24 protein-coding genes are annotated in these 21,030 nt (G+C 69.7%); 16 read left to right on the forward strand and 8 right to left on the reverse strand.

All coding sequences use genetic code 11. From position 1 onward, the window contains the following. Positions 1-50: 50 nt before the first annotated feature. Positions 51-1,328, forward strand: a complete 1,278-nt coding sequence (locus FHS00_RS13420) for a GumC domain-containing protein (protein ID WP_183474600.1) — start codon at positions 51-53, stop codon at positions 1,326-1,328. Here FHS00_RS13420 and FHS00_RS13425 read toward each other — a convergent pair. The 5 genes from FHS00_RS13425 to FHS00_RS13445 form a co-directional block, all read right to left on the reverse strand. Further along, on the reverse strand, positions 1,325-2,251 hold the full coding sequence (locus tag FHS00_RS13425; RefSeq protein WP_183474601.1) for a CpsD/CapB family tyrosine-protein kinase: 927 nt from the start codon (positions 2,249-2,251) through the stop codon (positions 1,325-1,327). The genes FHS00_RS13420 and FHS00_RS13425 overlap by 4 nt on opposite strands. 79 nt (positions 2,252-2,330) lie before the next feature. Beyond that, positions 2,331-3,305, reverse strand: a complete 975-nt coding sequence (locus FHS00_RS13430) for a glycosyltransferase (protein ID WP_183474602.1) — start codon at positions 3,303-3,305, stop codon at positions 2,331-2,333. Continuing rightward, the gene (locus FHS00_RS13435) at positions 3,302-4,543 is read right to left on the reverse strand and encodes a glycosyltransferase (RefSeq protein WP_183474603.1); all 1,242 of its coding nucleotides are present in this window, start codon (positions 4,541-4,543) and stop codon (positions 3,302-3,304) included. Before FHS00_RS13435 ends, FHS00_RS13430 begins: the two co-directional genes overlap by 4 nt. Beyond that, complete coding sequence (locus FHS00_RS13440) at positions 4,540-5,478, reverse strand: NAD-dependent epimerase/dehydratase family protein (RefSeq protein ID WP_183474604.1); 939 nt, start codon at positions 5,476-5,478, stop codon at positions 4,540-4,542. The genes FHS00_RS13435 and FHS00_RS13440 overlap by 4 nt, the downstream gene beginning before the upstream one ends. Further along, complete coding sequence (locus FHS00_RS13445; RefSeq protein ID WP_183474605.1) at positions 5,466-6,578, reverse strand: Gfo/Idh/MocA family protein; 1,113 nt, start codon at positions 6,576-6,578, stop codon at positions 5,466-5,468. Before FHS00_RS13445 ends, FHS00_RS13440 begins: the two co-directional genes overlap by 13 nt. A gap of 168 nt (positions 6,579-6,746) precedes the next feature. Between FHS00_RS13445 and FHS00_RS13450 the strand changes: the two genes are divergently transcribed. The 15 genes from FHS00_RS13450 (at position 6,747) to phbB (ending at position 19,504) form a co-directional block, all read left to right on the forward strand. Next, positions 6,747-7,493 carry a WecB/TagA/CpsF family glycosyltransferase gene (locus FHS00_RS13450; RefSeq protein ID WP_183474606.1) on the forward strand — a complete coding sequence of 249 codons (747 nt, stop codon included), beginning with the start codon at positions 6,747-6,749 and terminating at the stop codon, positions 7,491-7,493. Between the two features lie 88 nt (positions 7,494-7,581). Then, on the forward strand, positions 7,582-8,511 hold the full coding sequence (locus tag FHS00_RS13455) for an ABC transporter ATP-binding protein (protein WP_183474607.1): 930 nt from the start codon (positions 7,582-7,584) through the stop codon (positions 8,509-8,511). Further along, on the forward strand, positions 8,508-9,269 hold the full coding sequence (locus FHS00_RS13460; RefSeq protein WP_183474608.1) for an ABC transporter permease: 762 nt from the start codon (positions 8,508-8,510) through the stop codon (positions 9,267-9,269). The genes FHS00_RS13455 and FHS00_RS13460 overlap by 4 nt, the downstream gene beginning before the upstream one ends. 38 nt (positions 9,270-9,307) lie before the next feature. Next, the gene (locus tag FHS00_RS13465; protein ID WP_183474609.1) at positions 9,308-10,102 is read left to right on the forward strand and encodes a S49 family peptidase; all 795 of its coding nucleotides are present in this window, start codon (positions 9,308-9,310) and stop codon (positions 10,100-10,102) included. After that, complete coding sequence (locus FHS00_RS13470) at positions 10,102-10,281, forward strand: hypothetical protein (RefSeq protein ID WP_183474610.1); 180 nt, start codon at positions 10,102-10,104, stop codon at positions 10,279-10,281. Before FHS00_RS13465 ends, FHS00_RS13470 begins: the two co-directional genes overlap by 1 nt. After that, complete coding sequence (locus tag FHS00_RS13475) at positions 10,281-11,228, forward strand: calcium/sodium antiporter (protein ID WP_183474611.1); 948 nt, start codon at positions 10,281-10,283, stop codon at positions 11,226-11,228. Before FHS00_RS13470 ends, FHS00_RS13475 begins: the two co-directional genes overlap by 1 nt. Next, positions 11,225-12,007, forward strand: coding sequence for an SDR family oxidoreductase (locus tag FHS00_RS13480; protein ID WP_183474612.1), 783 nt, complete (start codon positions 11,225-11,227; stop codon positions 12,005-12,007). The genes FHS00_RS13475 and FHS00_RS13480 overlap by 4 nt, the downstream gene beginning before the upstream one ends. A 378-nt stretch (positions 12,008-12,385) precedes the next feature. Beyond that, complete coding sequence (gene uvrC / locus FHS00_RS13485; RefSeq protein WP_425486044.1) at positions 12,386-14,269, forward strand: excinuclease ABC subunit UvrC; 1,884 nt, start codon at positions 12,386-12,388, stop codon at positions 14,267-14,269. Positions 14,270-14,391: 122 nt separating this feature from the next. Then, positions 14,392-15,087, forward strand: coding sequence for a CDP-diacylglycerol--glycerol-3-phosphate 3-phosphatidyltransferase (gene pgsA, locus FHS00_RS13490; RefSeq protein ID WP_183474613.1), 696 nt, complete (start codon positions 14,392-14,394; stop codon positions 15,085-15,087). Further along, a complete protein-coding gene (moaD, locus tag FHS00_RS13495) occupies positions 15,084-15,332 on the forward strand; it encodes a molybdopterin converting factor subunit 1 (protein ID WP_183474614.1) in 249 nt (82 codons plus the stop codon). Before pgsA ends, moaD begins: the two co-directional genes overlap by 4 nt. Before the next feature lies 1 nt (position 15,333). After that, a complete protein-coding gene (locus FHS00_RS13500; protein ID WP_183474615.1) occupies positions 15,334-15,774 on the forward strand; it encodes a molybdenum cofactor biosynthesis protein MoaE in 441 nt (146 codons plus the stop codon). 109 nt (positions 15,775-15,883) lie between these two features. Then, complete coding sequence (locus FHS00_RS13505; RefSeq protein ID WP_246391331.1) at positions 15,884-16,645, forward strand: EAL domain-containing protein; 762 nt, start codon at positions 15,884-15,886, stop codon at positions 16,643-16,645. A 73-nt stretch (positions 16,646-16,718) separates the two neighbouring features. After that, on the forward strand, positions 16,719-17,894 hold the full coding sequence (locus FHS00_RS13510) for an acetyl-CoA C-acetyltransferase (RefSeq protein WP_183474617.1): 1,176 nt from the start codon (positions 16,719-16,721) through the stop codon (positions 17,892-17,894). Beyond that, positions 17,894-18,730, forward strand: coding sequence for a patatin-like phospholipase family protein (locus FHS00_RS13515; protein WP_183474618.1), 837 nt, complete (start codon positions 17,894-17,896; stop codon positions 18,728-18,730). The genes FHS00_RS13510 and FHS00_RS13515 overlap by 1 nt, the downstream gene beginning before the upstream one ends. A 48-nt stretch (positions 18,731-18,778) precedes the next feature. After that, a complete protein-coding gene (gene phbB, locus FHS00_RS13520) occupies positions 18,779-19,504 on the forward strand; it encodes an acetoacetyl-CoA reductase (protein WP_183474619.1) in 726 nt (241 codons plus the stop codon). A 228-nt stretch (positions 19,505-19,732) separates the two neighbouring features. On the opposite strand, the gene FHS00_RS13525 is transcribed toward phbB, so the two are convergent. From FHS00_RS13525 to FHS00_RS13535, 3 genes are all read right to left on the reverse strand, one after another. Next, positions 19,733-19,900: a YdcH family protein gene (locus FHS00_RS13525; RefSeq protein ID WP_183474620.1), complete on the reverse strand. Its 168-nt coding sequence runs from the start codon at positions 19,898-19,900 to the stop codon at positions 19,733-19,735. A gap of 127 nt (positions 19,901-20,027) precedes the next feature. Then, positions 20,028-20,792 (reverse strand): tRNA1(Val) (adenine(37)-N6)-methyltransferase, encoded by a 765-nt coding sequence (locus FHS00_RS13530; protein WP_183474621.1) that lies wholly within the window; start codon positions 20,790-20,792, stop codon positions 20,028-20,030. Then, complete coding sequence (locus tag FHS00_RS13535) at positions 20,770-20,985, reverse strand: putative signal transducing protein (RefSeq protein WP_183474622.1); 216 nt, start codon at positions 20,983-20,985, stop codon at positions 20,770-20,772. The genes FHS00_RS13530 and FHS00_RS13535 overlap by 23 nt, the downstream gene beginning before the upstream one ends. Positions 20,986-21,030: the final 45 nt, after the last annotated feature.

Genomic DNA, 21,030 nt, shown 5'->3' on the forward strand with positions numbered 1-21,030 from the left:
ATGGGACCGACCCGGGCCATGGGCCCGGTGCGTTGGAATGGAGTAGGCCCATGGAATACCTCGCCTCGCTGCGCGATCTGCGCGGCGCGCTTCGCCGCCGGGCCTGGGCGATGGTCCTAGTCTGCGCGCTCGGAATCCCCTTCGTGCTCTGGTTCGCGCTGACGCGTCCCGAGAGCTACGAGGCGACGGCGGTGATCCAGATCGAAACGCCGCTGGTCGATGCCGGCTCGGACGCCGCGGCGATCGCCGACACCCAGCTCGACCTGATCGAGCAACAGTTGATGGCGCGCGACACGATGCTCGGCCTCGCCGGGCGGTTCGACCTGTTCGTCGAACTGCCGCAGGGCGAGCGGCTGACGCAGATGCGCAAGGCGGTCGAGATCACCAAGCTGGTCGACCCGGCGCTGGCGTGGCGGCCCGAAACCGTGCCCTCGGGGCTGGCGATCACCGTCGAGCTGGGCGACCCGCAGCGCGCCGCCGACCTTGCGAATGCGATCCTGGCCGAGATCGTCGCCTCGGCGCAGAGCAGGCGCGAGGGCCGGGCCACGCGGACGCTGGCCTTCTTCGAGGCGGAGGAGGCCCGGCTGGGCGAGGAGCTTGCCGCGCTCGAGGCCGAGTTCGCCCGTTTCCAGGAGGAGAACTTCGATTCGCTGCCGACCAGCGTACCGGCGCAGCGCGATCAACTGTCGCGACTTGTGGCGCAGCGGATCGACCTCGAGCAGCAGATCATCGCCTTCGAGACCAGCTCCGACCGGCTGCGCGAAGAAGAGACCGCCCGCCGCCGCAGCCTGCTCGAACAGCAGCGCGCGCTGATCTCCGGCAACATTGAGCGCCTCGAGGCGGCGCTCGCCGCCGCGCCCGAGACCGAGCGGCGCTACAACGACTTCACCCGCCGCCGCGACCAGCTGCAGCAATCGCTCGCGGCAGTGACGGCGCGGCGTACCGAGGCTGCGATGGCGCAGCTGCTCGAAAGCCGCGACGAAACCACCCGTTTCGAAATCCTCGAAGAGGCAGTGCCGGCGGATTACGCCTCGTCCCCCTCGCGCAGCAAGATCGCGCTCGCGGGCGGCATGGGTGTGCTGGTCGCGGCGCTGGCGCTGGCGCTCTCGCTGGAGGCGGTGAACCCCCAGATCCGCACCGCCGCGCAGATGGAGCGGGCGCTGGGCGTGCGGCCGGTGGTGGTGATCCCCGAGCTGGACCGGCGTCAGGCCCGTCGCCGGGCCCGTCAGGCACGGCGGCGCGAGGCCGGGCGGTTTCTGGGGATCTGGGGGCGGCTGCGCCACGGGCTGCGCGGCTGGCGGCGGCTCGGCCGGACGGGTTCGGCCTAACCTGTCCCCGAGGCGCGCTCTTCCTCGGCGCGGTTGAGGATCATGCCGATGATCGGCTTGTCCTCGCCGATCCGGCGCACCGCCTCGCGCACCTGGTCGGCGCTGTTGCGACCGCTGCCGACCACCATCAGCACGCAGTCATAGCGGTCACGGAAGGCGGTCACGTCGTCATGGTTGAGGGCCGGCGGCAGGTCGAACAGCACCGCGTCGGGCGACAGCTCCTCCTGCAGCTGGTCGAGCACCGCCGCCGCCTTGGGGTCCTGCAGCAGCTCGGCCGGGTAGGTCTCGGCGTGGTCGTTGAGGCCGACGGCCAATCCGCCGATGCCGAGCGGGTTCTGGCCCACCCGCTGCAGCTGCGTGCCGGTCGAAGTGCCGCCGCGCAGCCATTCGGCGATCGGCCCCGGCGCGGGCGTGCCGAGCACCTGCGCCAGCCCCGGTGCCCGCAGGTCGAGATCGAGCAGCACGGTGCGGCGATTCTCGTAGCGCGACAGCGCCACCGCGAGATTGGCGGCGGTGAAGGTCTTGCCACAACCGCGCGTAGGCGAGGTGATCGCGACGCGCTTCCAGCCGTGTTCATCGAGCGCCTGCAGCAGCCGCGTGCGCAGCAGGTCGAAGGCGGCATGGGCCGGATCGCGCCGGCTCGCGGTGATCACGAGGTTGGCCTCGAGCAGCGCCTCGTTGACGGGGATGCGCCGGAGGTTGCCCCACAAATCGTGCAGCTGCGGCAGCCGGACCTCGCCTTCGCCCAGCACCGCCGCACGCAACGCCCGGGTCGCGGGATCGGGTTGCGGCGTCGTCGCATCGGGCTGCGTCGCGGGCGCCTCCAGCGCCGCGATCCGGTCGAGCATCTCGGTGCGGGCCTCTGGCGCGAGTCGCCTGCGGCTGCCGCGCGTGTTGCCGTCCTTCATCTGCGCCTGTCCCATGGCCGCTGTCATCCGGCGCAGATTAGCGCGGAAAGAGGGGCGAGAATAAGCCCCGATCGCGAAGCCTGGCGGGCGGCGGTTACTTGTACTCGATCAGGCGCATTTCGCGCCCGCGCAGCCGCCGCAACCGGTAGGTGATCATGCCCTGCGCATTGGGCAGCTTCGACAGCACCAGAAGCCCCGCGATTCCCGCCGCGCGGCGCGGGTGGTCGCCATCGTGCCGCAAGGCGCGCGCGGTGCGGGCCCAGCTCATCCCGTAGAGGGCAAGGGCGGTGAGCGGCGGCCAGATCCCCCAGGCCGGGATCGCGGCCAGGGCGGCGGCGGGCAGCGCCATGCCCCAGATCCGCACCCGGCGCCGCTCGGCGGCGAAATGGCCCGGATGCCGGTCGCCGACCTCGGCGAAACCGTGCCCGGCCCGGACCGAGCGCCGCCACCATTGCCCCAGCCGGGTCATGGCGATGTCGTGCCGGGTCATCGCATGCGGCAGCCGGTGGACCCGCAGCCCGAGGCCCCGCACCCGCAGGCACAGCTCCTCGTCTTCCGAGCAGATGATCGACCCATCGAATCCGTCGAGCCGCTCGAACAGAGCGGCGCGCAGCATCATGTCGCCGCCGCAGGCCGTAATGTCGCCCGCCGGGCGGTGCCACTCCCACTCCGCGATGGCGTTGTAGAGCGTGGCCTCGGGTGCGGTCTCGCTGCGCCAGCCGGTGACGATGCCGATGCTTGGGTCGGCCTCGAGCGCGGCCATGCCCGCCTTGAGCCAGCCCGGCTCCAGCGCGCAGTCGCCGTCGACGAACTGGACGAATTCCGGCAGGCCGTCCGCGCGCAGCGCTTCAAAACCCGCATTGCGGGCCCGCGCGGCGGTAAAGGGGGCGTCGCGGTTCAGCTCTACGATCCGGGCGCCGGCCGCGCGCGCGACGGCGAGGCTGTCATCGGTGGAGCCCGAATCAACATAGACGGCGCGGGCGCCGCTTCGGGTGATCGAGGCGAGACAGGCGGCGAGCCGCGCGCCCTCGTTGCGGCCGATCGCAACCACGGCGATCCGCGCGTTCACGAAAGCGGCTCCGGGCGCACCGGCCCGCCCGGCCCGTCGCGCAGCAGCCGCGCCAGACGCGCGGCCTCTCGGGTGGCGTCGAAACCGGCGAGGACCGCCGCGCGCCCCTCGGCACCCATCGCGGCCCGGCGGGGCGCGTCACCGGCCAGAGCCAGCATTGCCTGTGCCAGCGGCGCCTCCGCGCCCGGCGGTACGAGAAGGCCTGACACGCCGTCCTCGACCAGTTCGGCCACGCCGCCGACGCGGGTGGCGATGACCGGCCGGGCTGCGGCCATTGCCTCCATCAGCACAACCGGCACCCCTTCGGCGAATGAGGGCAGGACCAGCGCGCTCGTCGTGCCGAGCATCCGCGCCACCTCGGCCTGACCGAGATAGCCATGGAAGCGCACCGTCCCGTCGAGACCGAGCTCGCCTGCTAGGCGCTCCAGCATGGCCCGTTCCTCGCCATCCCCCACGAGGTCGAGCATCAGCGCGGGGCGGTTCTCGCGGGCCCGCGCCAGCGCGCGCAGCAGCACCGGCACGCCCTTTACCGCCGCCAGCCGACCGACGAAGAGCAGTCGATCGTCCGGTGTCGGCGGCGCATCGTCATAGAGCGCCGGGTCGACGCCGCAATGCACCACATGCAGCTTGTGCCAATGCGCGGGATCCGAGAACAGCATCGCCTGCGCGCGCGCGAAGTCCGAGATGCAGGCGACGAAACGGGCTCGGGCGATCTTTTCGCCCAGCGCCCAATGATCGGGGGCAAAGAAGATGTCCGGCCCGTGCAACGTGAAGCTGTGCGGGATGCCGGATATTTCCGAGGCCAGCATCGCGACGGTGCCCGAGGATTTGGCGATATGGTTGTGCAGATGCGCGATGCCGCGCGCCTCCATCCGCTGTGCCAGCACCAGCGCCTCGCCGAAATAGATCATGTTGTAGAGACGGCCGCGCAGCCCCTTGGGCGCCGTGCGCCAGGCCAGTGCCAGCGCCGCCAGAAAGCGGCGCGGACGGCGCAGCGCCCGCAGCTTGGCCCGGGTGATGGCAAGGGGATTGAGCGCCCGTTCCAGCAGATGAAAGGTCGCGGCGGCCTCGGCCCGCTGCTCGGGGCCGACATGATGCGCGGCGTCGGTGCGGCGCACCGAGGCGGTCTCGACGGTCAGGCCGAGCCGGCGCAGCGCCACCACCTCGCGCTGGATGAAGGTGTCCGTGGCGCGGGGGTATTCCCCGGTGAGCCACATCAGGGGGCCGGACGGCTTCATGCGATCTCGCGCGTGGCGGCCATCGCCGCCTCGAAGCCGGCTTCGGCCCGAAAGCCCAGCGCACGGGCCCGGGCATTGGAATAGCGCAGCGGCATCCAGCGCGCGCGCAGCGTCTCGCGCCGCAGGAGACCCGGCAGGCGCGGCCCGAGCGGCGCCAGAGGTCCGGCGGCGAGGTCGAGCGCGCGCCAAGGCAGCGCGATGCCGCGCCGGCCCAGCGCCGCGACATAGCGGGCCCGATCCGGGCGGTCGTCGTCCAGCGCATGGATCACTTCGACCGGCGCGCGCTGCGGCCGGGCGGCGGCGAGCGTCAGGATCTGCGCAGCGTGGCGCAGCCAGCACAGCGGCAGTTCCCCGCCATGGCGGGGGCCGATCACCAGCGGACCCAGACTCGCGCCCAGATGCGCGTTCCACAGCCGTCCCGGCCCGAAGATCGCGCCCGGCCGGACGATCCGCAGCCGTATGCCGTGCCGCGCCGCGATGTCGCGCGCGTCGCGCTCCAGCGCGATCCGGGCGCGGGCATAGGCGTCGCGGGCGCGCGGGAAGGGCTCGATCGGCGTCGCTTCGTCGACGGTGTCATAAGGGGACAGGCCTTGGGTGCCGAGCACCGCGATCGAGCTGACCAGCACCAGCCGCGCGCCGGAGCGCGCCGCGTGGTCGAGCAGCCGCGCCCCCGGCGCCACCGTGTCGCGGGCCTGCGCCGCGTCGTCGCCATCCATCCGCGCCGCCGCGTGGATCACCGCCGCGACGCCGTCGAGCGGGGGCAGGTCGTGGCGCAGATCGGCCCGAACCACCTCGATGCCGCGGTCGACAGCCCATGCGGGCGGCGGCGCGCCGCGCATCACCGCGCGCACCGGCAGGCCCATGGCCCGCGCTCGCATGACCACGCCGCGGCCGAGAAAGCCGCTCGCCCCGGTGACGGCGATCAGGCGGCCCATGCCATTGGCTCCATGCGCTCGCAGCGCGTGGTCATGTCTCGCAACGCGCCTTCCTGGATCGCCAGCGTCACCTCGGTCAAGTGCAGCGCATAGGCTCCGGCGAGCCGGGCTTCGCGCCCCGCGGCGATGGCGTCGAGCATCTCGGCGGGCCCGAGCGCGAAATCCATGCGCGCCGCGCCGCGCCGGCCGGGCCGGGGCTGCACCGCGCCGCGGATCGACACGTCGCGCGCCAGTGGGCTCTCCAACAGGCGACGGCGCAGACGCATCCGGCGGCGGTAGCGCACCGGGGCGTGGTTGTCCCAGGCGCGCGCCACCTCGATCACGCCCTCGTCGCCGAAGACCCGCAGCCGATGGTCGTGCGGCGCCGCGATCGAGCAGGTGAGCCGCGCCACCGGGCCGCTTTCGAAGAAGAGCGCCGCGACCGAGAAGTCCGGAGCGGCCCGCCGGGTGCCGGGCTTGTCGGGGATCACCTCGGCCGCCGCCGCGACGACCCGCTTCACCGGCCCCAGATGCGCGATCAGCCAGGACAGCCAGTAGCCCGCATGCTCCAGCGTGCATCCCGTGGCGAATTCGTCCTCGGCGGGCCAGGGCGCGCCGCTCTCGCTCTTCCAGTCGCGGTAGGGCGCTTGCGGGATGAAACCGTCATCCAGCTCGGCATAGATCAGCCTCGGCACGCCGCCGACACCCATCCGCAGCGCCCGTCCCAGCCCCTGGGAGGATTGCGACAGCACCGAGGAGGGGGCTGAGGCGAGTTGCAGCCCGCGGGCGCGGGCCAGCGCGTGCAGCTCGTGCGCGGTTTCCATGTCGGTGACCAGCGGCTTCTCGGACCAGACATGCCGGCCGGCGCGCAGGCAGCCGCGGATGATCGTTGCGTGGCTGCGCGGGTTGGTCAGGTTGAGCACCAGCCCGTCCGGCGGCAGCGCCGCGCAGGCGGCCGCCGCGTCCGGCAGCGGCGCCACGCCCCAATGGGCGCAGAAGGCGGCCTGCCGGCCGGAGTCGCGGTCATGCGCGCCGAGCACCCGGATGTCGGGATGCGCCGCGAGGCTGCGCATGTAGAGATCGGCGACATAGCCGCACCCGATCACCGTGACATCCTTCATCGCGACGCGGCTCCGATCCTACGCGGGTCCTTCGGACCGCTTCCGGTCCGGGCCCGACTGGTACACAAGGGGCGTGGCGGCATTGCGGCGGCCACGGGTCCATGGTCGCATGGCTATGACAGCCCGGCCGTCGCGCCAAGAGGGCGGAGCGCGGTGCGGGAGAAAGGCATGGAATTCGATCACGGTGCGGGGCGCGTGCGGGTCAACATGACCGATCGCGCCGCGCTCTTGGCCGAGGTGTCCGCCCGGCTCGGCGCCGGGCGGGGCTTCGCGCTGGCGACGCTCAATCTCGACCACCTCGTCAAGTTGCCGCGCGACGGGGCGTTTCGCGACGCCTATGCCGCGCAGGATCTGGTGACCGCCGACGGCAACCCTGTGGTCTGGCTGGCGCGGCTGGCGGGCCGCGAGATGGCGCTGCTGCCCGGCTCCGACCTGATCACGCCGCTGGCCGAACTCGCCGCGGCGCAGGGCGTGCCGGTGGCGCTGATCGGGGGCACCGAGGCCAGTCTGAAGGCGGCGGCGGGGGCCTTGGAGGCGCGGGTGCCGGGGCTGCGGGTGGCGGCCCGGATTGCGCCGCCGATGGGCTTCGATCCCGAAGGCGCGGCGGCGGATGCGGCGCTGGATGCGCTGGCAGCCAGCGGCGCGCGGCTGGTCTTCGTGGCGCTGGGCGCACCCAAGCAGGAGCGGCTCGCCGCGCGCGGCCGGGCGCGGCACTCCGAGATCGGCTTCGTCTCGATCGGGGCGGGTCTGGATTTCATCGCCGGAACGCAGCGCCGGGCACCGCGTCTGGTGCGGCGGCTGGCACTGGAATGGCTATGGCGCGCGGCCTCCGACCCGGCCCGCCTCGCCGGGCGCTACGCGCGTTGTGCGCTTATCCTGCCGGGCCACGCGATCCGGGCCTGGCGGATGCGCTGAGCGCTGTGCGCGAGCGCGCATGGCGGCGGGGTTTCGCCCGTGCGGGGGCGCGGCTATCGTCGCGCCGATCCCAAGCGAGGCGAAACCAATGCCCCCCATCGTGTCGGTCCGTGACCTGACAAAGACCTACAAGGGCGGCTTCACCGCCCTGAGCGGCGTGACGCTCGACATCGAGGAGGGCGAGATCATCGCGCTGCTCGGTCCGAATGGCGCCGGCAAGACCACTCTGATCTCGACCATCTGCGGCATCACCATGCCCTCGGGTGGTGTGGTGGAGGTCGGCGGCCACGACGTGGTGCGCGACTGGCGCCGCGCCCGCGACCTGATCGGGCTGGTGCCGCAGGAGATCGCGCTCGAGCCGTTCTCGACCGTGTGGAACAACGTCCGCTTCACCCGCGGCCTCTACGACCGGCCGCGCGACGACGCGCATCTCGAACGGCTGCTGCGCGACCTGTCGCTGTGGGAAAAGCGCGACGCCAAGGTGATGGAGCTGTCGGGCGGCATGAAGCGCCGGGTGCTGATCGCCAAGGCGCTGAGCCACGGCCCGCGCGTGCTGTTCCTCGACGAGCCGACCGCCGGCGTCGACGTGGAGCTGCGGCGCGACATGTGGCGGGTTGTGGCGCGGCTGCGCGAGGAGGGGGTCACGATCATCCTCACCACCCATTACATCGAGGAGGCCGAGGCCATCGCCGACCGGATCGGCGTGATCTCCAAGGGCAGGATCATGCTGGTCGAGCGCACCGCCGACCTGATGGCGCGGCTGGGCCGCAAGGAACTCAGGATCGAGCTGACCGAGCCGGTGGCCGAGATTCCCGAAGGCCTGCGCCGCGAGGGGCTGGCCCGGACCGATGACGGCGGGGCGCTGGTCTATACCTACGACACCCATGCCTCGCGCACCGGCATCACCGCGCTTCTGGCGGATTTGCAGGCGGCCGGTCTGCAGCTGGCGGACCTATCGACCTCGGCTTCGAGCCTGGAGGACATCTTCGTCGGGCTCGTGAAGGAGGATACGGTATGAATTTCGGCGCGATCTCAGCGATCTATAGGGCCGAAATGGCCCGCTTCTTCCGCACGCTGCTGCAAAGCTTCGTCTCGCCGGTGATCTCCACCTCGCTCTATTTCGTGGTCTTCGGCGCAGCGATCGGCTCGCGCATGGACCAGGTCGAGGGGGTGGACTACGCGGCCTTCATCATCCCCGGCCTGATCATGCTCTCGGTGATGACGCAGGCCACCTCGAATGCCAGCTTCGCGATCTACTTCCCGAAATTCATCGGCACGATCTACGAATACCTCTCGGCACCGATCAGCTTTCTGGAGGTGACGCTGGGCTTCGTGGGTGCCGCCGCGACCAAGGCGCTGTTCATCGGCCTCGTGATCCTCGCCACCTCGTTCCTGTTCGTCGATTTCACCATCCTGCACCCGCTCGCGATGCTGGCCTTCCTGTTCCTGACCTGCATCAGCTTCGCGCTGCTGGGCTTCATCATCGGGATCTGGGCCAAGAACTTCGAGCAGCTGCAGTTGATCCCGCTTCTGGTGATCACGCCCTTGGTGTTTCTCGGTGGCAGCTTCTACTCGATCTCGATGCTGCCGCCTGCCTGGCAGGTGGTGACCCGGTTCAACCCAGTGGTCTACCTGATCTCGGGCTTCCGCTGGTCATTCTTCGGGCAGGCCGACGTGCCGATCGGGGTGAGCCTCGCGGCGATCGCGCTGTTCACGGCGATCTGCCTCGGAATCATCTGGCTCATCTTCCGCACCGGCTGGCGGATTCGCCAGTAGGCTTGTGGCGGGGCCGGGCCGGGCCTAGATGTCGAGGCATGAAGAACTGGCTGCCGTTCCGGCCCAAGGGGCCTGTCATATCCGTCATTCGCCTGCAGGGCGTGATCGGCGTCGGCCGTGGCGGGCTCGACGATGCGGGCACCGCGCCGATGATCGAGAAAGCCTTTCGGCGCGGCAAGCCCGCCGCCGTCGCGATCGAGATCAACTCGCCCGGTGGATCGCCGGTGCAGTCGGCGCTGATCGCGGCCCGGATCCGGCGGCTGTCGGAGGAAAAGGGCGTTCCGGTGATCGCCTTCATCGAGGACGTGGCGGCCTCGGGCGGCTACTGGCTGGCCACCGCCGCCGACGAGATCTTCGCCGATCGCGGCTCGGTGCTGGGGTCGATCGGGGTCATTTCGGCCGGGTTCGGCGCGCATGAATTCCTCGACCGGCACGGGATCGAGCGGCGGGTGCACACCGCCGGCAAGTCCAAGAGCCTGCTCGACCCCTTTCGTCCCGAAAAGCCCGAGGACGTCGCGCGGCTCGAGCGCTGGCTCGAGGAGATGCATGACTATTTCATCGAACAGGTGAAGGCCCGGCGCGGCGCGAAGCTGGCCGAGGATCCGGATCTGTTCACAGGCGAGATCTGGATCGGCGCGCGGGCGGTCGAGAAGGGGCTCGCCGACGGCATCGGGCATCTGGTGCCGAGCCTCAAGGCGCGGTTCGGCGACAAGGTGCGGCTGCGCCGCTATGCCAAGCGGCGGCCGCTGCTGTCGCGCTTCGGCGCGGCGCTGATGGGCGACGCCCTGGCCGCGATCGAGGAGCGCGCGGGTTTCGCCCGCTTCGGTCTTTGATGCTGATCAAGATCGTCACGCTGTTTCTGGTGGGCATGGTCGTGCTCGCCATGTTCGGAAAACTGCGGCTGCCGAAGCCCCGAGGTCCCAAGGGGCTGCTGGGGCGCGGACGCTGCGCCGCCTGCGGGCGGCCGAGGATAGGCAAGGGGCCATGCCCCTGCGGAAAGGACAGGACCTGATGGATTGGCTGATGGTGGCGGCGGGGCTGGTGCTCCTCCTGCTGGCAGGGGATGCGCTGGTGAAGGGGGCGGTGAACCTCGCGCTGCGGCTCGGAATCCCGGCGCTGATCGTTTCGCTCACCGTGGTCGCCTTCGGAACCTCGGCGCCGGAACTGCTGGTTTCGGTCGACGCGATCCTCAAGGGCACGCCGGGCATCGCGCTGGGCAACGTGGTCGGCTCCAACACCGCCAACGTGCTCCTGGTGCTGGGTATCCCGGCGCTGATCACCACGCTGCATGCCAGCGGCGGCGCGGATACGCGCTCTAGCTTCCTGCAGATGATGGCGGCGACCGTGCTGTTCATGGCGCTGGCCTTCACCGGCGTGCTGAGCTGGTGGGCCGGTCTGGTGCTGCTCGCGGCACTGGCGGCGATGCTGACCCACGCCGCGCGCACGGCGCACAAGCATCGCAACGGCGCCGCCGCAGTCGATGAGGAGGAGGTCGAGGGCGCCGATCCGCGCATGCGTGGCTGGAAGGTCGTGGCCTATCTCGTCGCCGGTCTGATCGGCCTGCCGGTCGGCGCCGACCTGCTGGTGACGGGCGCGGTCTCGATCGCCGAAACCTTCGGCGTGTCGGAGACGGCGATCGGCCTGACGCTGGTGGCGATCGGCACCTCCCTGCCTGAACTGGCCACCACCGTGATGGCGGCGATCCGGCGCGAGGCCGACGTCGCGATGGGCAACGTGATCGGGTCGAACATGTTCAACCTGCTCGGCATCATCGGCGTGGCCAGCCTCGTCGGCCCGATCCCGGTGGGCGCGGATTTCCTCGGCTTCGATCTGTGGGTGATGCTCGCCGCTTCGCTGCTGCTGGTCCCCTTCGTCTATTGGGGGCGCGACGTGACGCGCGGCTGGGGCGTGGCGCTGACCGTACTCTATGTCGGCTACGGCGTGACGGTGCTGGCATGAAGGCGCGGGCGCTCGTCACCGGCGCCGGTGCGCGGCTGGGCCGGGCCATGGCGCTCGATCTCGGCCGGCGCGGCTTCGACGTGGTGGTGCATTGCAACGCCTCCCGCGAGCCGGCCGAGGAGGTCGCGGCCGAGATCCGCGCCATGGGCCGTGCGGCGCATGTGCTCGTTGCCGACCTGCTCGACGAGGCGGCGACCCAAGCGCTGGTGCCCCGCGCGGTCGAGGCACTGGGCGGGCCGCTCACCTGCCTCGTCAACTCGGCCTCGATCTTCGAATGGGACAGCGTCGAGACCGGCACCCGCGAAAGCTGGGACCGCGCGATGGAGAGCAACCTGCGCGCGCCGGTGGTGCTGACCCAGCGCATGGCCGAGGGGATCGAGGCACCGGCCACGGATTCGCGCGGCGAGCCGCTGGCACAGGGGCTGGTGGTCAACATCGTCGACCAGCGGGTGCGCAAGCTGACGCCGGACTTCATGTCCTACACCATCGCCAAGATGGGGCTCTGGGCCTTCACCCGCACCGCCGCGCAGGCGCTGGCGCCCCGCATCCGGGTCAACGCCATCGGCCCCGGCCCGACCCTGCAAGGGGCGAGCCAGTCCGACGCGCATTACGCCGCCCAGCGCGCCAACACGGTGCTACAGCGCGGCTCCAACCCCGAGGATATCTGCGCGGCGCTGGGCTACTTCATCGACGCACCCGGTGTCACGGGCCAACTGCTCTGCGTCGATGGCGGTCAGCATCTGGGTTGGCAGACGCCGGATATCCAAGGCCGCAACTGACGCACCGCTTGCCGAAATTTTGATGAAGTCCGGGATTCGGGCGCGACGATCAGGATTGCGGCCCTTCTCCCTCCCCACGCGGGGGGGCAACCTCCGGCTCGCCCCGCGCTTCACGGTCGGGGTCGGCTACGAACATGTCGACTCCACGCTCGACGTCTATGATGATGCAGGCGTCACCTTTTCGGTCGGGTTCACCGGCTGGAGCCGCTGAGCGACAGGAGGATGCCTAAAAAACGGGCAGTCCGGTCGCGGCGGCGCGGGGCTGGGGAAATCTTGGGCTTTCCCGCGACTGTCCACCCGCTTATCCCCAGAAACGGTGGACAGCTTTGCATGGAACGCGGGGACAACTAGATTGCAGGGTCCGCGTATGATGCCGATATGGACCGCATGACCGACACCAAGACCGATACCCCGGACGCGCCCCTCACCGGCCATGAGCTGATCCGCTCGCAGCTGCGACTGATCGACGGCTCGCCCGGCGTCTACCGCATGCTCGATGCCGAAAGCCGCGTGCTCTATGTCGGCAAGGCGCGCAATCTGCGGGCGCGCGTGTCGAGCTATGCCCGGCCCACCGGCCACTCGGGGCGCATCGCGCGGATGATCCGCGAGACCGCCTCGATGATGTTCCTCACTACCCGGACCGAGACCGAGGCGCTGCTGCTCGAGCAGAACCTCATCAAGCAGCTCAAGCCGCGCTACAATGTGCTGCTGCGCGACGACAAGTCGTTCCCGAACATCCACATCTCGGACCACGACTTCCCGCAGATCGGCAAGCATCGCGGTGCCCGAAAGGGGCCGGGACAGTTCTTCGGGCCCTTCGCCTCCGCCGGTGCGGTGAACCGCACGCTGAACCAGCTGCAGAAGGCGTTTTTGCTGCGCAACTGCACGGATTCGGTGTTCGAGGGCCGCACGCGCCCCTGCCTGCTGCATCAGATCAAGCGCTGCTCCGCCCCCTGCACGGGCGAGATTGGCCGCGAAGAATATGCCCGCTCGGTCGAGGACGCGGTGCGGTTCCTGTCGGGCAAGTCGACCCAGGTGCAGGAGGTGCTCGGCCGCCAGATGGCCGAGGCCAGCGAAGCGATGGAGTTCGAGCGCGCGGCCGCGTTGCGTGACCGGATCCGGGCGCTGACCCAGGTGCAGACCGCGCAGGGCATCAACCCGCGCGGCGTCTCCGAGGCCGATGTCATCGCGCTCCATGTCGAGGGCGGGCAGGCCTGCGTGCAGGTGTTCTTCATCCGCGGCAACCAGAACTGGGGCAACCGCGACTATTATCCCCGCGTCTCCGGCGAGGAGGACCCCTCGGAGGTGATGCAGGCCTTCGTGGGCCAGTTCTACGCGGATCGTGAGCCGCCGCGACAGCTGATCCTGAGCCACGGGCTCGACGATCCCGATCTGATGATCGAGGCGCTGTCGGAGAAACTCGGCCGCAGGGTCGAGATCATCGTGCCCCAGCGTGGTGAAAAGGCCGAGCTGGTGGGCGGCGCCATGCGCAACGCGCGCGAGAGCCTCGCGCGCAAGATGAGCGAGACCGCGACGCAGGCCAAGCTGCTGCGCGGGCTTGCCGAGGCTTTCGGGCTCGACGCGCCGCCGCGCCGGATCGAGGTCTACGACAACTCCCACATCATGGGCACCGACGCCGTGGGGGGGATGATCGTCGCGGGGCCCGAGGGCTTCGAGAAGAGCCAGTACCGGAAGTTCAACATCAAGGGCACCGAGATCACGCCGGGCGACGATTTCGGCATGATGAAGGAGGTGCTGACGCGCCGTTTCGCGCGGCTCCTGAAGGAAGATCCGAACCGCGAAAGCCCGGCCTGGCCGGACCTGCTGCTGATCGACGGCGGCGCGGGGCAGGTCAGCGCGGTGCAGCAGATCCTCGATGAGCTCGGCGTCGACGACGTAGCGATGATCGGCGTCGCGAAGGGCGTCGACCGCGACCACGGCAAGGAGGAGTTCCACCGCACAGGCATGCGGCCCTTCGCGCTGCCGCGCAACGACCCGGTTCTCTACTTCATCCAGCGGCTGCGCGACGAGGCGCACCGCTTCGCCATCGGCACGCACCGCGCCAAGCGCGCCAAGGCCGTGGGCGCCACGCCGCTCGACGAGATCGCCGGGGTGGGGGCCACGCGCAAGCGCGCGCTGCTGGCGCATTTCGGCTCGGCCAAGGCGGTGAGCCGCGCCAACCTCGCCGATCTCGAGGCGGTGCAGGGCGTCTCCAAGAGCCTCGCGGAGAAGATCTACAATCATTTCCACGACAAGGGCTGACCGCGTCGGGGTCGCGCGGCTGTCGATGATAGCCGCGCCCGCCGGGCCGGGGATCGGCGAAAGGGCGGGCGCGGGCGGACGGGCTATGGCAAGACCGGGGTGGGCGCGCTATCTCTAGCCGCATGACCTGGACCCTGCCCAATATCCTTACCGTGCTGCGCCTGCTGGCCGCCCCCGGCATCGCGGTGATGTTCCTGTTCTTCCTGCGCCCTTGGGCCGACTGGTTCGCACTGGTGCTCTTCGTCGTCGCGGCGGTGACCGACTTCGTCGACGGCTATCTTGCCCGCGCCTGGAAGCAGGAATCGAAATTCGGCGCGATGCTCGATCCGATCGCCGACAAGGCGATGGTGATCATCGCGCTACTCGTCATCACCGGTTTCTCCGGAATGAACCCGTGGATCCTGCTGCCCGCGACGCTGATCCTGTTCCGCGAGGTCTTTGTCTCGGGGCTGCGCGAGTTCCTCGGCAGCAAGGCGGGGCTGCTGAAGGTGACCAAGCTCGCCAAGTGGAAGACCACGGCGCAGATGGTGGCGATCGCGGTGCTGTTCTCGACCGGGGCCTTCGAACATTACTTTGTCATGGAAAGTCTCGGCATGGACGAGACCATGGTCGATTCGATCCTCTCGGGCGGCACCCCGGACGAAGCCGGTCTGGTCTGGAAATACTGGGGCATGATGATCAGCTGGTGGGTTGGTATCCTGCTGCTGTGGCTGGCCGCGATCCTGACGCTCGTGACGGGCTGGGATTATTTCTCCAAGGCGCTGCCTTTCCTGCGCGACGCCCCTGCCCCCGAGCCGGGCCGGAGCCGGGCGCCGTGATCGAGATCGTCTATTTCGCCTGGGTGCGTGAGCGCATCGGCCTGCCGCGCGAGCGGGTCGAGACGACGGCCGCCACCGTGGCCGATCTGGTCGACGAGCTGCGCGGCCGCGAGGAACGCTACGCCGCCGCCTTCGCCGACGTCTCGGCGCTGCGGGTCGCGCTCGATCAGGAGCTGTCGGAGTTCGACGCGCCCCTGTCCGGCGTGCGCGAGGTCGCGTTCTTTCCGCCGATGACCGGAGGCTAGGATGAAGGTCGCGGTGCAGGAGGGGCCGTTCGACGCAGGCGCCGAGCTCGACGCCTTCAGCCATGGCCGTCAGCAGGTCGGCGCGGTGGTCAGCTTCACCGGTATCGTGCGCGACCGGGATGGCGGGCTGGTCCGCATGGAGATCGAGCATTACCCGGGCATGACAGAGAAGGCGATCGGCGAGATCGCCGAGGCCGCCCGGGCACGCTGGGATCTGGCGGACCTGCTGGTCATCCACCGCTATGGTGCCCTGCCGGTGGGGCAGCCGATCATGATGGTGGCCACCGCCGCGGCGCATCGCCGGGCCGCCTTCGAGGCGGCCGAGTACCTGATGGACTACCTAAAATCCCGCGCCCCCTTCTGGAAGAAGGAGGTGACGCAGACCGGCGCGCATTGGGTCGAAGCGACGCCCGAAGACGAGGATGCGTTGTCGCGCTGGTAGGGCCGGTCGCTCGCTCTTAGGACATCGCGCGCAGGATCGGGGGCGATGCCGAGAGGGGCCTTCATGCCGACCGAGACCGATCCCCCCCACCGATCCGTTCGCCCATGCCATGGCGCTCGACGCGGCCGACATCCCGTGCCTCGTGCGCGCGGCGCTCGCCGAACGGCGCACTGAGTTGGCCTACCAGCCGGGGATCGTCGCCCGGACCGGCGCGACGGTGTTTCATGAGGGGCTCATTCGGCTGCGCGACCATGGCGGGCGCCTGCTGCCGGCGCGGCACTTCCTACCCGGCGTCGAGGAGACGGCGCTGGGCCGCGATCTCGACCGCGTTGCGTTGTGCGAGGGTCTGGAGGCGCTGCGCCGCGACCCGTCGCTCAGGCCCTCGATCAACATGTCGGCGCGCTCGATTGGCGACGGGCGCTGGCGCCGCACGCTCGAGGACGGGTTGGCCCGCGCCCCCGGCATCGGCGAACGGCTGGTGCTCGAGATCTCCGAAAGCTCGGCGATGACCCTGCCGGAGGTGGTCTGCCGCTTCATGGCCGAGGCGCGGCCGCGCGGCGTGGCCTTCGCCCTCGACGAGTTCGGTGCGGGCCAGACCGCGTTCCGGCATCTGCGCGACTTCCTCTTCGACCTCGTGAAGCTCGACGCGCATTTCATCCGCGGCGTTGAAGCCGACCCTGACAACCAGGTGCTCTGCGCCGCGCTTGTCGCGGTGGCGCGGCAGTTCGGCATGGCCAGCGTCGCCTGCGGCGTCGAGACCGAAGCCGAGGCGCGCAGCCTGTCGGGGATCGGCGTCGATTGCCTGCAGGGCTTCCTCTGGGGCCGTCCGGCGCGGCGGCCCGGCGCGGCGCGCCGAATGCCGTTGCCCTGACGGCAGAGGCTGCTAGGCTCGACCGCGATCCGGGCCCCCGGCGTGTGCCGGCCCGTCTGTGAGGGAGAATTCCATGACCAATGTCGTTATCGCCTCTGCCGCCCGTACCGCGGTGGGCAGCTTCGGCGGTGCCTTTGCCAACACCCCGGCACACCAGCTCGGCGCGGCCGTGCTCGAAGAGGTCGTCTCGCGCGCCGGCGTCGAGAAGGGCGAGGTGAGCGAGACCATCCTCGGTCAGGTGCTGACCGCCGCCCAGGGCCAGAACCCCGCCCGCCAGGCGCATATCCTGGCCGGCCTGCCGCAGGAATCGGCGGCCTGGGGGCTCAACCAGGTCTGCGGCTCGGGCCTGCGCGCCGTGGCGCTGGCGGCCCAGCACATCCAGCTCGGCGATGCGAGCATCGTCTGTGCCGGCGGTCAGGAGAGCATGTCGCTCGCCCCGCATGCGCAGACCCTGCGCCAGGGTCAGAAGATGGGCGACATCAAGCTCACCGACACGATGATCAAGGACGGCCTCTGGGACGCCTTCAACGACTACCACATGGGCACCACGGCCGAGAACGTCGCCTCGCGCCACCAGATCACCCGCGAGATGCAGGACGAGTTTGCCGTTCGCAGCCAGAACAAGGCCGAAGAGGCCCAGAAGGCGGGCCGCTTCAAGGACGAGATCGTCGCCTTCACCGTCAAGACCCGCAAGGGCGACGTGGTGACCGACGCCGACGAGTACATTCGACACGGCGCCAGCATCGAGTCGATGGCCAAGCTGCGCCCGGCCTTCGCCAAGGACGGCTCGGTCACCGCCGGCAACGCCTCTGGTCTCAATGACGGCGCTGCGGCGACCCTGCTGATGTCGCTCGACGAGGCGAACCGCCGTGGCATCAAGCCGCTGGCGCGGATCGCGGCCTATGCCACTGCCGGTCTCGACCCGGCCTATATGGGCGAGGGCCCGATCTATGCGAGCAAGAAGGCGCTCGACAAGGCAGGATGGTCGGTCGACGACCTCGACCTGATCGAAGCGAACGAGGCCTTTGCCGCCCAGGCGCTCGCGGTGAACAAGGAAATGGGCTGGGACCCCGAGAAAGTGAACGTCAATGGCGGCGCCATCGCCATCGGTCACCCGATCGGCGCGAGCGGCTGCCGCGTGCTGGTCACGCTGCTGCATGAAATGCAGCGCCGCGACGCCAAGAAGGGCCTCGCCACCCTGTGCATCGGCGGCGGCATGGGAGTCGCGCTCTGCGTCGAGCGCGACTGATGCCTTGGACCGCTCCCCGACAACTCGTCTTTTCGGGGGGCGGTCTGCGCTGTTTCTGGCAGGGCGGCTTCATGGAGGTTCTGGGCCGCCACACCGCCATCGCGCCGGAACGCATCACCGGCGTCTCCGGCGGCGCGCTCTCGGCGGCGACCCATGTCGCGGGCTGTGAGCGCAAGCTGCTCGACGCCATGTGCGACGCCTTCGAGGAGCAGGGCAGCAACCTGTTCGACCCTGACGGGGAGGGCATCAGCCCGCACCAGCGGATCTACTGCAAGGTCGTCTCCAAGGTGCTCGATGAGGCTGCCGCCCGGCGCGTGGCCGAGGGGCCGCAGCTGCAGATCCTGATCGCCCATCCGCCCGCCGGTGGCCTGCCCAAGATCAGCGGCGTGGCCGCGACGCTGGCCTACGAGGCCGAACTGCACCTGATCAATTCCCCACATTTTTCCTGGGCCGCGAAGCTCGGGCTGGACTGCGATTTGGTCGACGCGCGGCAGGCGGCGCGCGACGGCCAGCTGGTCGATCTGGTCTGCGCCGCCGCCGTGATTCCGCCGATCTTCGAGCCGCCCGACTGGGACGGTCGGCCGGTGGTCGATGGCGGCATGGCCGACCAGGCCCCGATGCCCGAGCCCGATACGGGCGAGACGCTGGTTCTTCTCACTCGGCGCTATCGCAAGCTGCCGGAAGTGCCGGGCCGACGCTATGTGATGCCATCCGACGAGACCCCGGCCGACAAGATCGATTTCACCGATCCCGACAAGCTGCGTCGCACCTGGGATCAGGGAATGCGCGACGCGGAGGTCTTCTGCGACGAGTTGGGCTTGCTTGACCCTGCGTGATGCGAGAGGGTCGGGCGAGACCAGTTTGCAAGGCGAGGGAGCACAGCGATGGCAAGAACGGCATTGGTGACGGGAGGCAGCCGCGGGATCGGCGCCGCCATTTCCAAGGCGCTGAAGGCGGAAGGATACACCGTCGTGGCGACCTATGCTGGCAACGACGAAAAGGCGCGCGCCTTCACCGATGAGACCGGCATCGCGACCTACAAGTGGGACGTCGGCGATTACGAGGCCTGCAAGGCCGGTATCGCCCATGTCGAGGAAGAGCACGGCCCGGTGGAGATCCTCGTCAACAACGCTGGCATCACCCGCGACGCGCCCTTTCACAAGATGACGCCGCAGCAATGGCGGGAGGTGATCGACACCAACCTGACCGGGCTGTTCAACATGACCCATTGCGTCTGGCCCGGCCTGCGCGAGCGCAAGTTCGGCCGCGTCGTGAACATCTCGTCGATCAACGGCCAGAAGGGCCAGTTCGCCCAAGCCAACTACGCCGCCGCCAAGGCCGGCGACATCGGCTTCACCAAGGCGCTGGCGCAGGAAGGCGCACGCGCCGGGATCACCGTGAACACGATCTGCCCGGGCTACATCAACACCGAGATGATGAGCACCATCCCCGAGAAGGTGATGAACGAGGTGATCCTGCCGCAGATCCCGGTGGGCCGTCTGGGCGAGGCCGAGGAGATCGCTCGCTGCGTGGTGTTCCTGGCCTCCGAGGATGCAGGCTTCATCACCGGCTCGACCTTATCGGCCAATGGCGGGCAGTACCTCGCCTAAGATCGGCGACGGATGAGCTTCGACATGCAGGACGGGCGCCTTCGGGCGCCCGTTCGGCGTTTCGGCGCCCTGAGAGGCGCACGGGTCCCAATATGGCGACCCCTGAATGCAACCGGGCGCCCGTCGCTCCCGCGCGGGCGCCCTCTGAAGCGGGGATGGCACGATCCTCTGACCAGACCGATCCCCGCGACAAAGCGCGACGGGGCACGGCCCCGGCGCGCCGGTGGCCTAGTGCGGGCTTAGCCGCGTGATCTCTTCCTTCAGCATGAGCTTGCGTTTCTTCATCTGAGCGATCTCGAAGTCACTCGAGGCGGGCGACCTTTGCGCCATCTCCACTTCCCGCGAGAGGGATTGGTGTTTCCTGCGCAGTTCCTCCAGATGCGATGTCAGGCTCATGGACAGTCTCCTGTGTCAGGTTGCGACCGGATCAGTCGAGCATGGTTTTACAATCCTGTCACCACTTCGATGCGCAGCATTGGACCTTTGTTAGCCGGGGTGGCGAAATTTTGCTAATCCCCGGAGACTACATGCGCAATTTTTCCCCGTGACGTAGAATGCTTTCTGCTTCCGGGGTAAAATCGGCGGCGTCGGACACGTGCCGCGTGCCCGCGTGCAGGACCAGCGGCGGAGCGAGTCGGAATGCCGCCCGGCCGGACTGGCGCGCGGTGACCAAGACCCTCTCCGCATCACGGCCCTGCCGGGATACCAGCGGCCGTACCGCGAGCCCGCCCATCCGCCCATGCAGCGCAGCGAAGATCTCGGGCAGGCGGTCGGCCCGCTGGATCAGCCACAGCCGGCCGCCTGGCGCGACCCTGCGAGCCATCGCGTCGATCCACTCCGACAGCGGCAGCGGGGCGCCGAAGGCGGTCTCCTTGGCCGGGTTGGGGGCAGGCCGGGACCGGCTGCGATCGAAATAGGGCGGGTTGGCGATCACATGGTCGAATCGTCGCGCCTTGAGCGCACCGGGTAGAGCCCGCAGATCGGCGGTATGGATGCTGGCGGCGATGCCGTTTGCCTCGGCGTTACGGCGCGCCAGATCGGCGTAGCCGGGCTGGACCTCGACCCCCGACAGATCGAGTTCCGGCACCCTTGCGGCGAGGCAGATCATCGCGGCGCCCGCGCCGCAGCCGATCTCGAGCACGCTCTCGCCCGGTGTGGCGTCGATGGCGGCGGCGAGGAGCACAGGATCGGTCCCGGCCCGGTAACCTTCCCGGGGTTGCAGCAGTGTCACCCGCCCGCCGAGAAAGGCGTCGCGGGTCAGCGCCTCATCGGCCCAGATCGACGTCATTGTCGCGCATCGCCCGCTCTGCGGCGGCGTGGTCGGCGTCGCGCACCATCAGCCGGCGCGGGAGGATTCCGATCGAGCCTTCGAGGATGCTCGTGTTTACGTCCCATTCGAAGCAGTCTATACCCTCGCCGTTCAGAAGGGCGGTGGCAAAGGCGATGACCGTCGGGTCGTTGCTGCGCAGAAGCTCTTTCATCCGCAACCAGCTAGAGCGTTCCGACGCTCTTGTCGAGAAGACCGC

It is taken from the genome of Limimaricola variabilis, assembly GCF_014195545.1.
Taxonomy (GTDB): domain Bacteria; phylum Pseudomonadota; class Alphaproteobacteria; order Rhodobacterales; family Rhodobacteraceae; genus Limimaricola; species Limimaricola variabilis.

Coding starts and splice junctions, on each gene's coding strand:
- FHS00_RS13420 (WP_183474600.1), top strand. CDS start 51: ATGGAATACCTCGCCTCGCTGCGCGATCTGCGCGGCGCGCTTCGCCGC.
- FHS00_RS13425 (WP_183474601.1), bottom strand. CDS start 2,251: ATGGGACAGGCGCAGATGAAGGACGGCAACACGCGCGGCAGCCGCAGG.
- FHS00_RS13435 (WP_183474603.1), bottom strand. CDS start 4,543: ATGAAGCCGTCCGGCCCCCTGATGTGGCTCACCGGGGAATACCCCCGC.
- FHS00_RS13440 (WP_183474604.1), bottom strand. CDS start 5,478: ATGGGCCGCCTGATCGCCGTCACCGGGGCGAGCGGCTTTCTCGGCCGC.
- FHS00_RS13445 (WP_183474605.1), bottom strand. CDS start 6,578: ATGAAGGATGTCACGGTGATCGGGTGCGGCTATGTCGCCGATCTCTAC.
- FHS00_RS13450 (WP_183474606.1), top strand. CDS start 6,747: ATGGAATTCGATCACGGTGCGGGGCGCGTGCGGGTCAACATGACCGAT.
- FHS00_RS13455 (WP_183474607.1), top strand. CDS start 7,582: ATGCCCCCCATCGTGTCGGTCCGTGACCTGACAAAGACCTACAAGGGC.
- FHS00_RS13460 (WP_183474608.1), top strand. CDS start 8,508: ATGAATTTCGGCGCGATCTCAGCGATCTATAGGGCCGAAATGGCCCGC.
- FHS00_RS13465 (WP_183474609.1), top strand. CDS start 9,308: ATGAAGAACTGGCTGCCGTTCCGGCCCAAGGGGCCTGTCATATCCGTC.
- FHS00_RS13470 (WP_183474610.1), top strand. CDS start 10,102: ATGCTGATCAAGATCGTCACGCTGTTTCTGGTGGGCATGGTCGTGCTC.
- FHS00_RS13475 (WP_183474611.1), top strand. CDS start 10,281: ATGGATTGGCTGATGGTGGCGGCGGGGCTGGTGCTCCTCCTGCTGGCA.
- FHS00_RS13480 (WP_183474612.1), top strand. CDS start 11,225: ATGAAGGCGCGGGCGCTCGTCACCGGCGCCGGTGCGCGGCTGGGCCGG.
- uvrC (WP_425486044.1), top strand. CDS start 12,386: ATGGACCGCATGACCGACACCAAGACCGATACCCCGGACGCGCCCCTC.
- pgsA (WP_183474613.1), top strand. CDS start 14,392: ATGACCTGGACCCTGCCCAATATCCTTACCGTGCTGCGCCTGCTGGCC.
- FHS00_RS13500 (WP_183474615.1), top strand. CDS start 15,334: ATGAAGGTCGCGGTGCAGGAGGGGCCGTTCGACGCAGGCGCCGAGCTC.
- FHS00_RS13505 (WP_246391331.1), top strand. CDS start 15,884: ATGGCGCTCGACGCGGCCGACATCCCGTGCCTCGTGCGCGCGGCGCTC.
- FHS00_RS13510 (WP_183474617.1), top strand. CDS start 16,719: ATGACCAATGTCGTTATCGCCTCTGCCGCCCGTACCGCGGTGGGCAGC.
- FHS00_RS13515 (WP_183474618.1), top strand. CDS start 17,894: ATGCCTTGGACCGCTCCCCGACAACTCGTCTTTTCGGGGGGCGGTCTG.
- phbB (WP_183474619.1), top strand. CDS start 18,779: ATGGCAAGAACGGCATTGGTGACGGGAGGCAGCCGCGGGATCGGCGCC.
- FHS00_RS13525 (WP_183474620.1), bottom strand. CDS start 19,900: ATGAGCCTGACATCGCATCTGGAGGAACTGCGCAGGAAACACCAATCC.
- FHS00_RS13530 (WP_183474621.1), bottom strand. CDS start 20,792: ATGACGTCGATCTGGGCCGATGAGGCGCTGACCCGCGACGCCTTTCTC.
- FHS00_RS13535 (WP_183474622.1), bottom strand. CDS start 20,985: ATGAAAGAGCTTCTGCGCAGCAACGACCCGACGGTCATCGCCTTTGCC.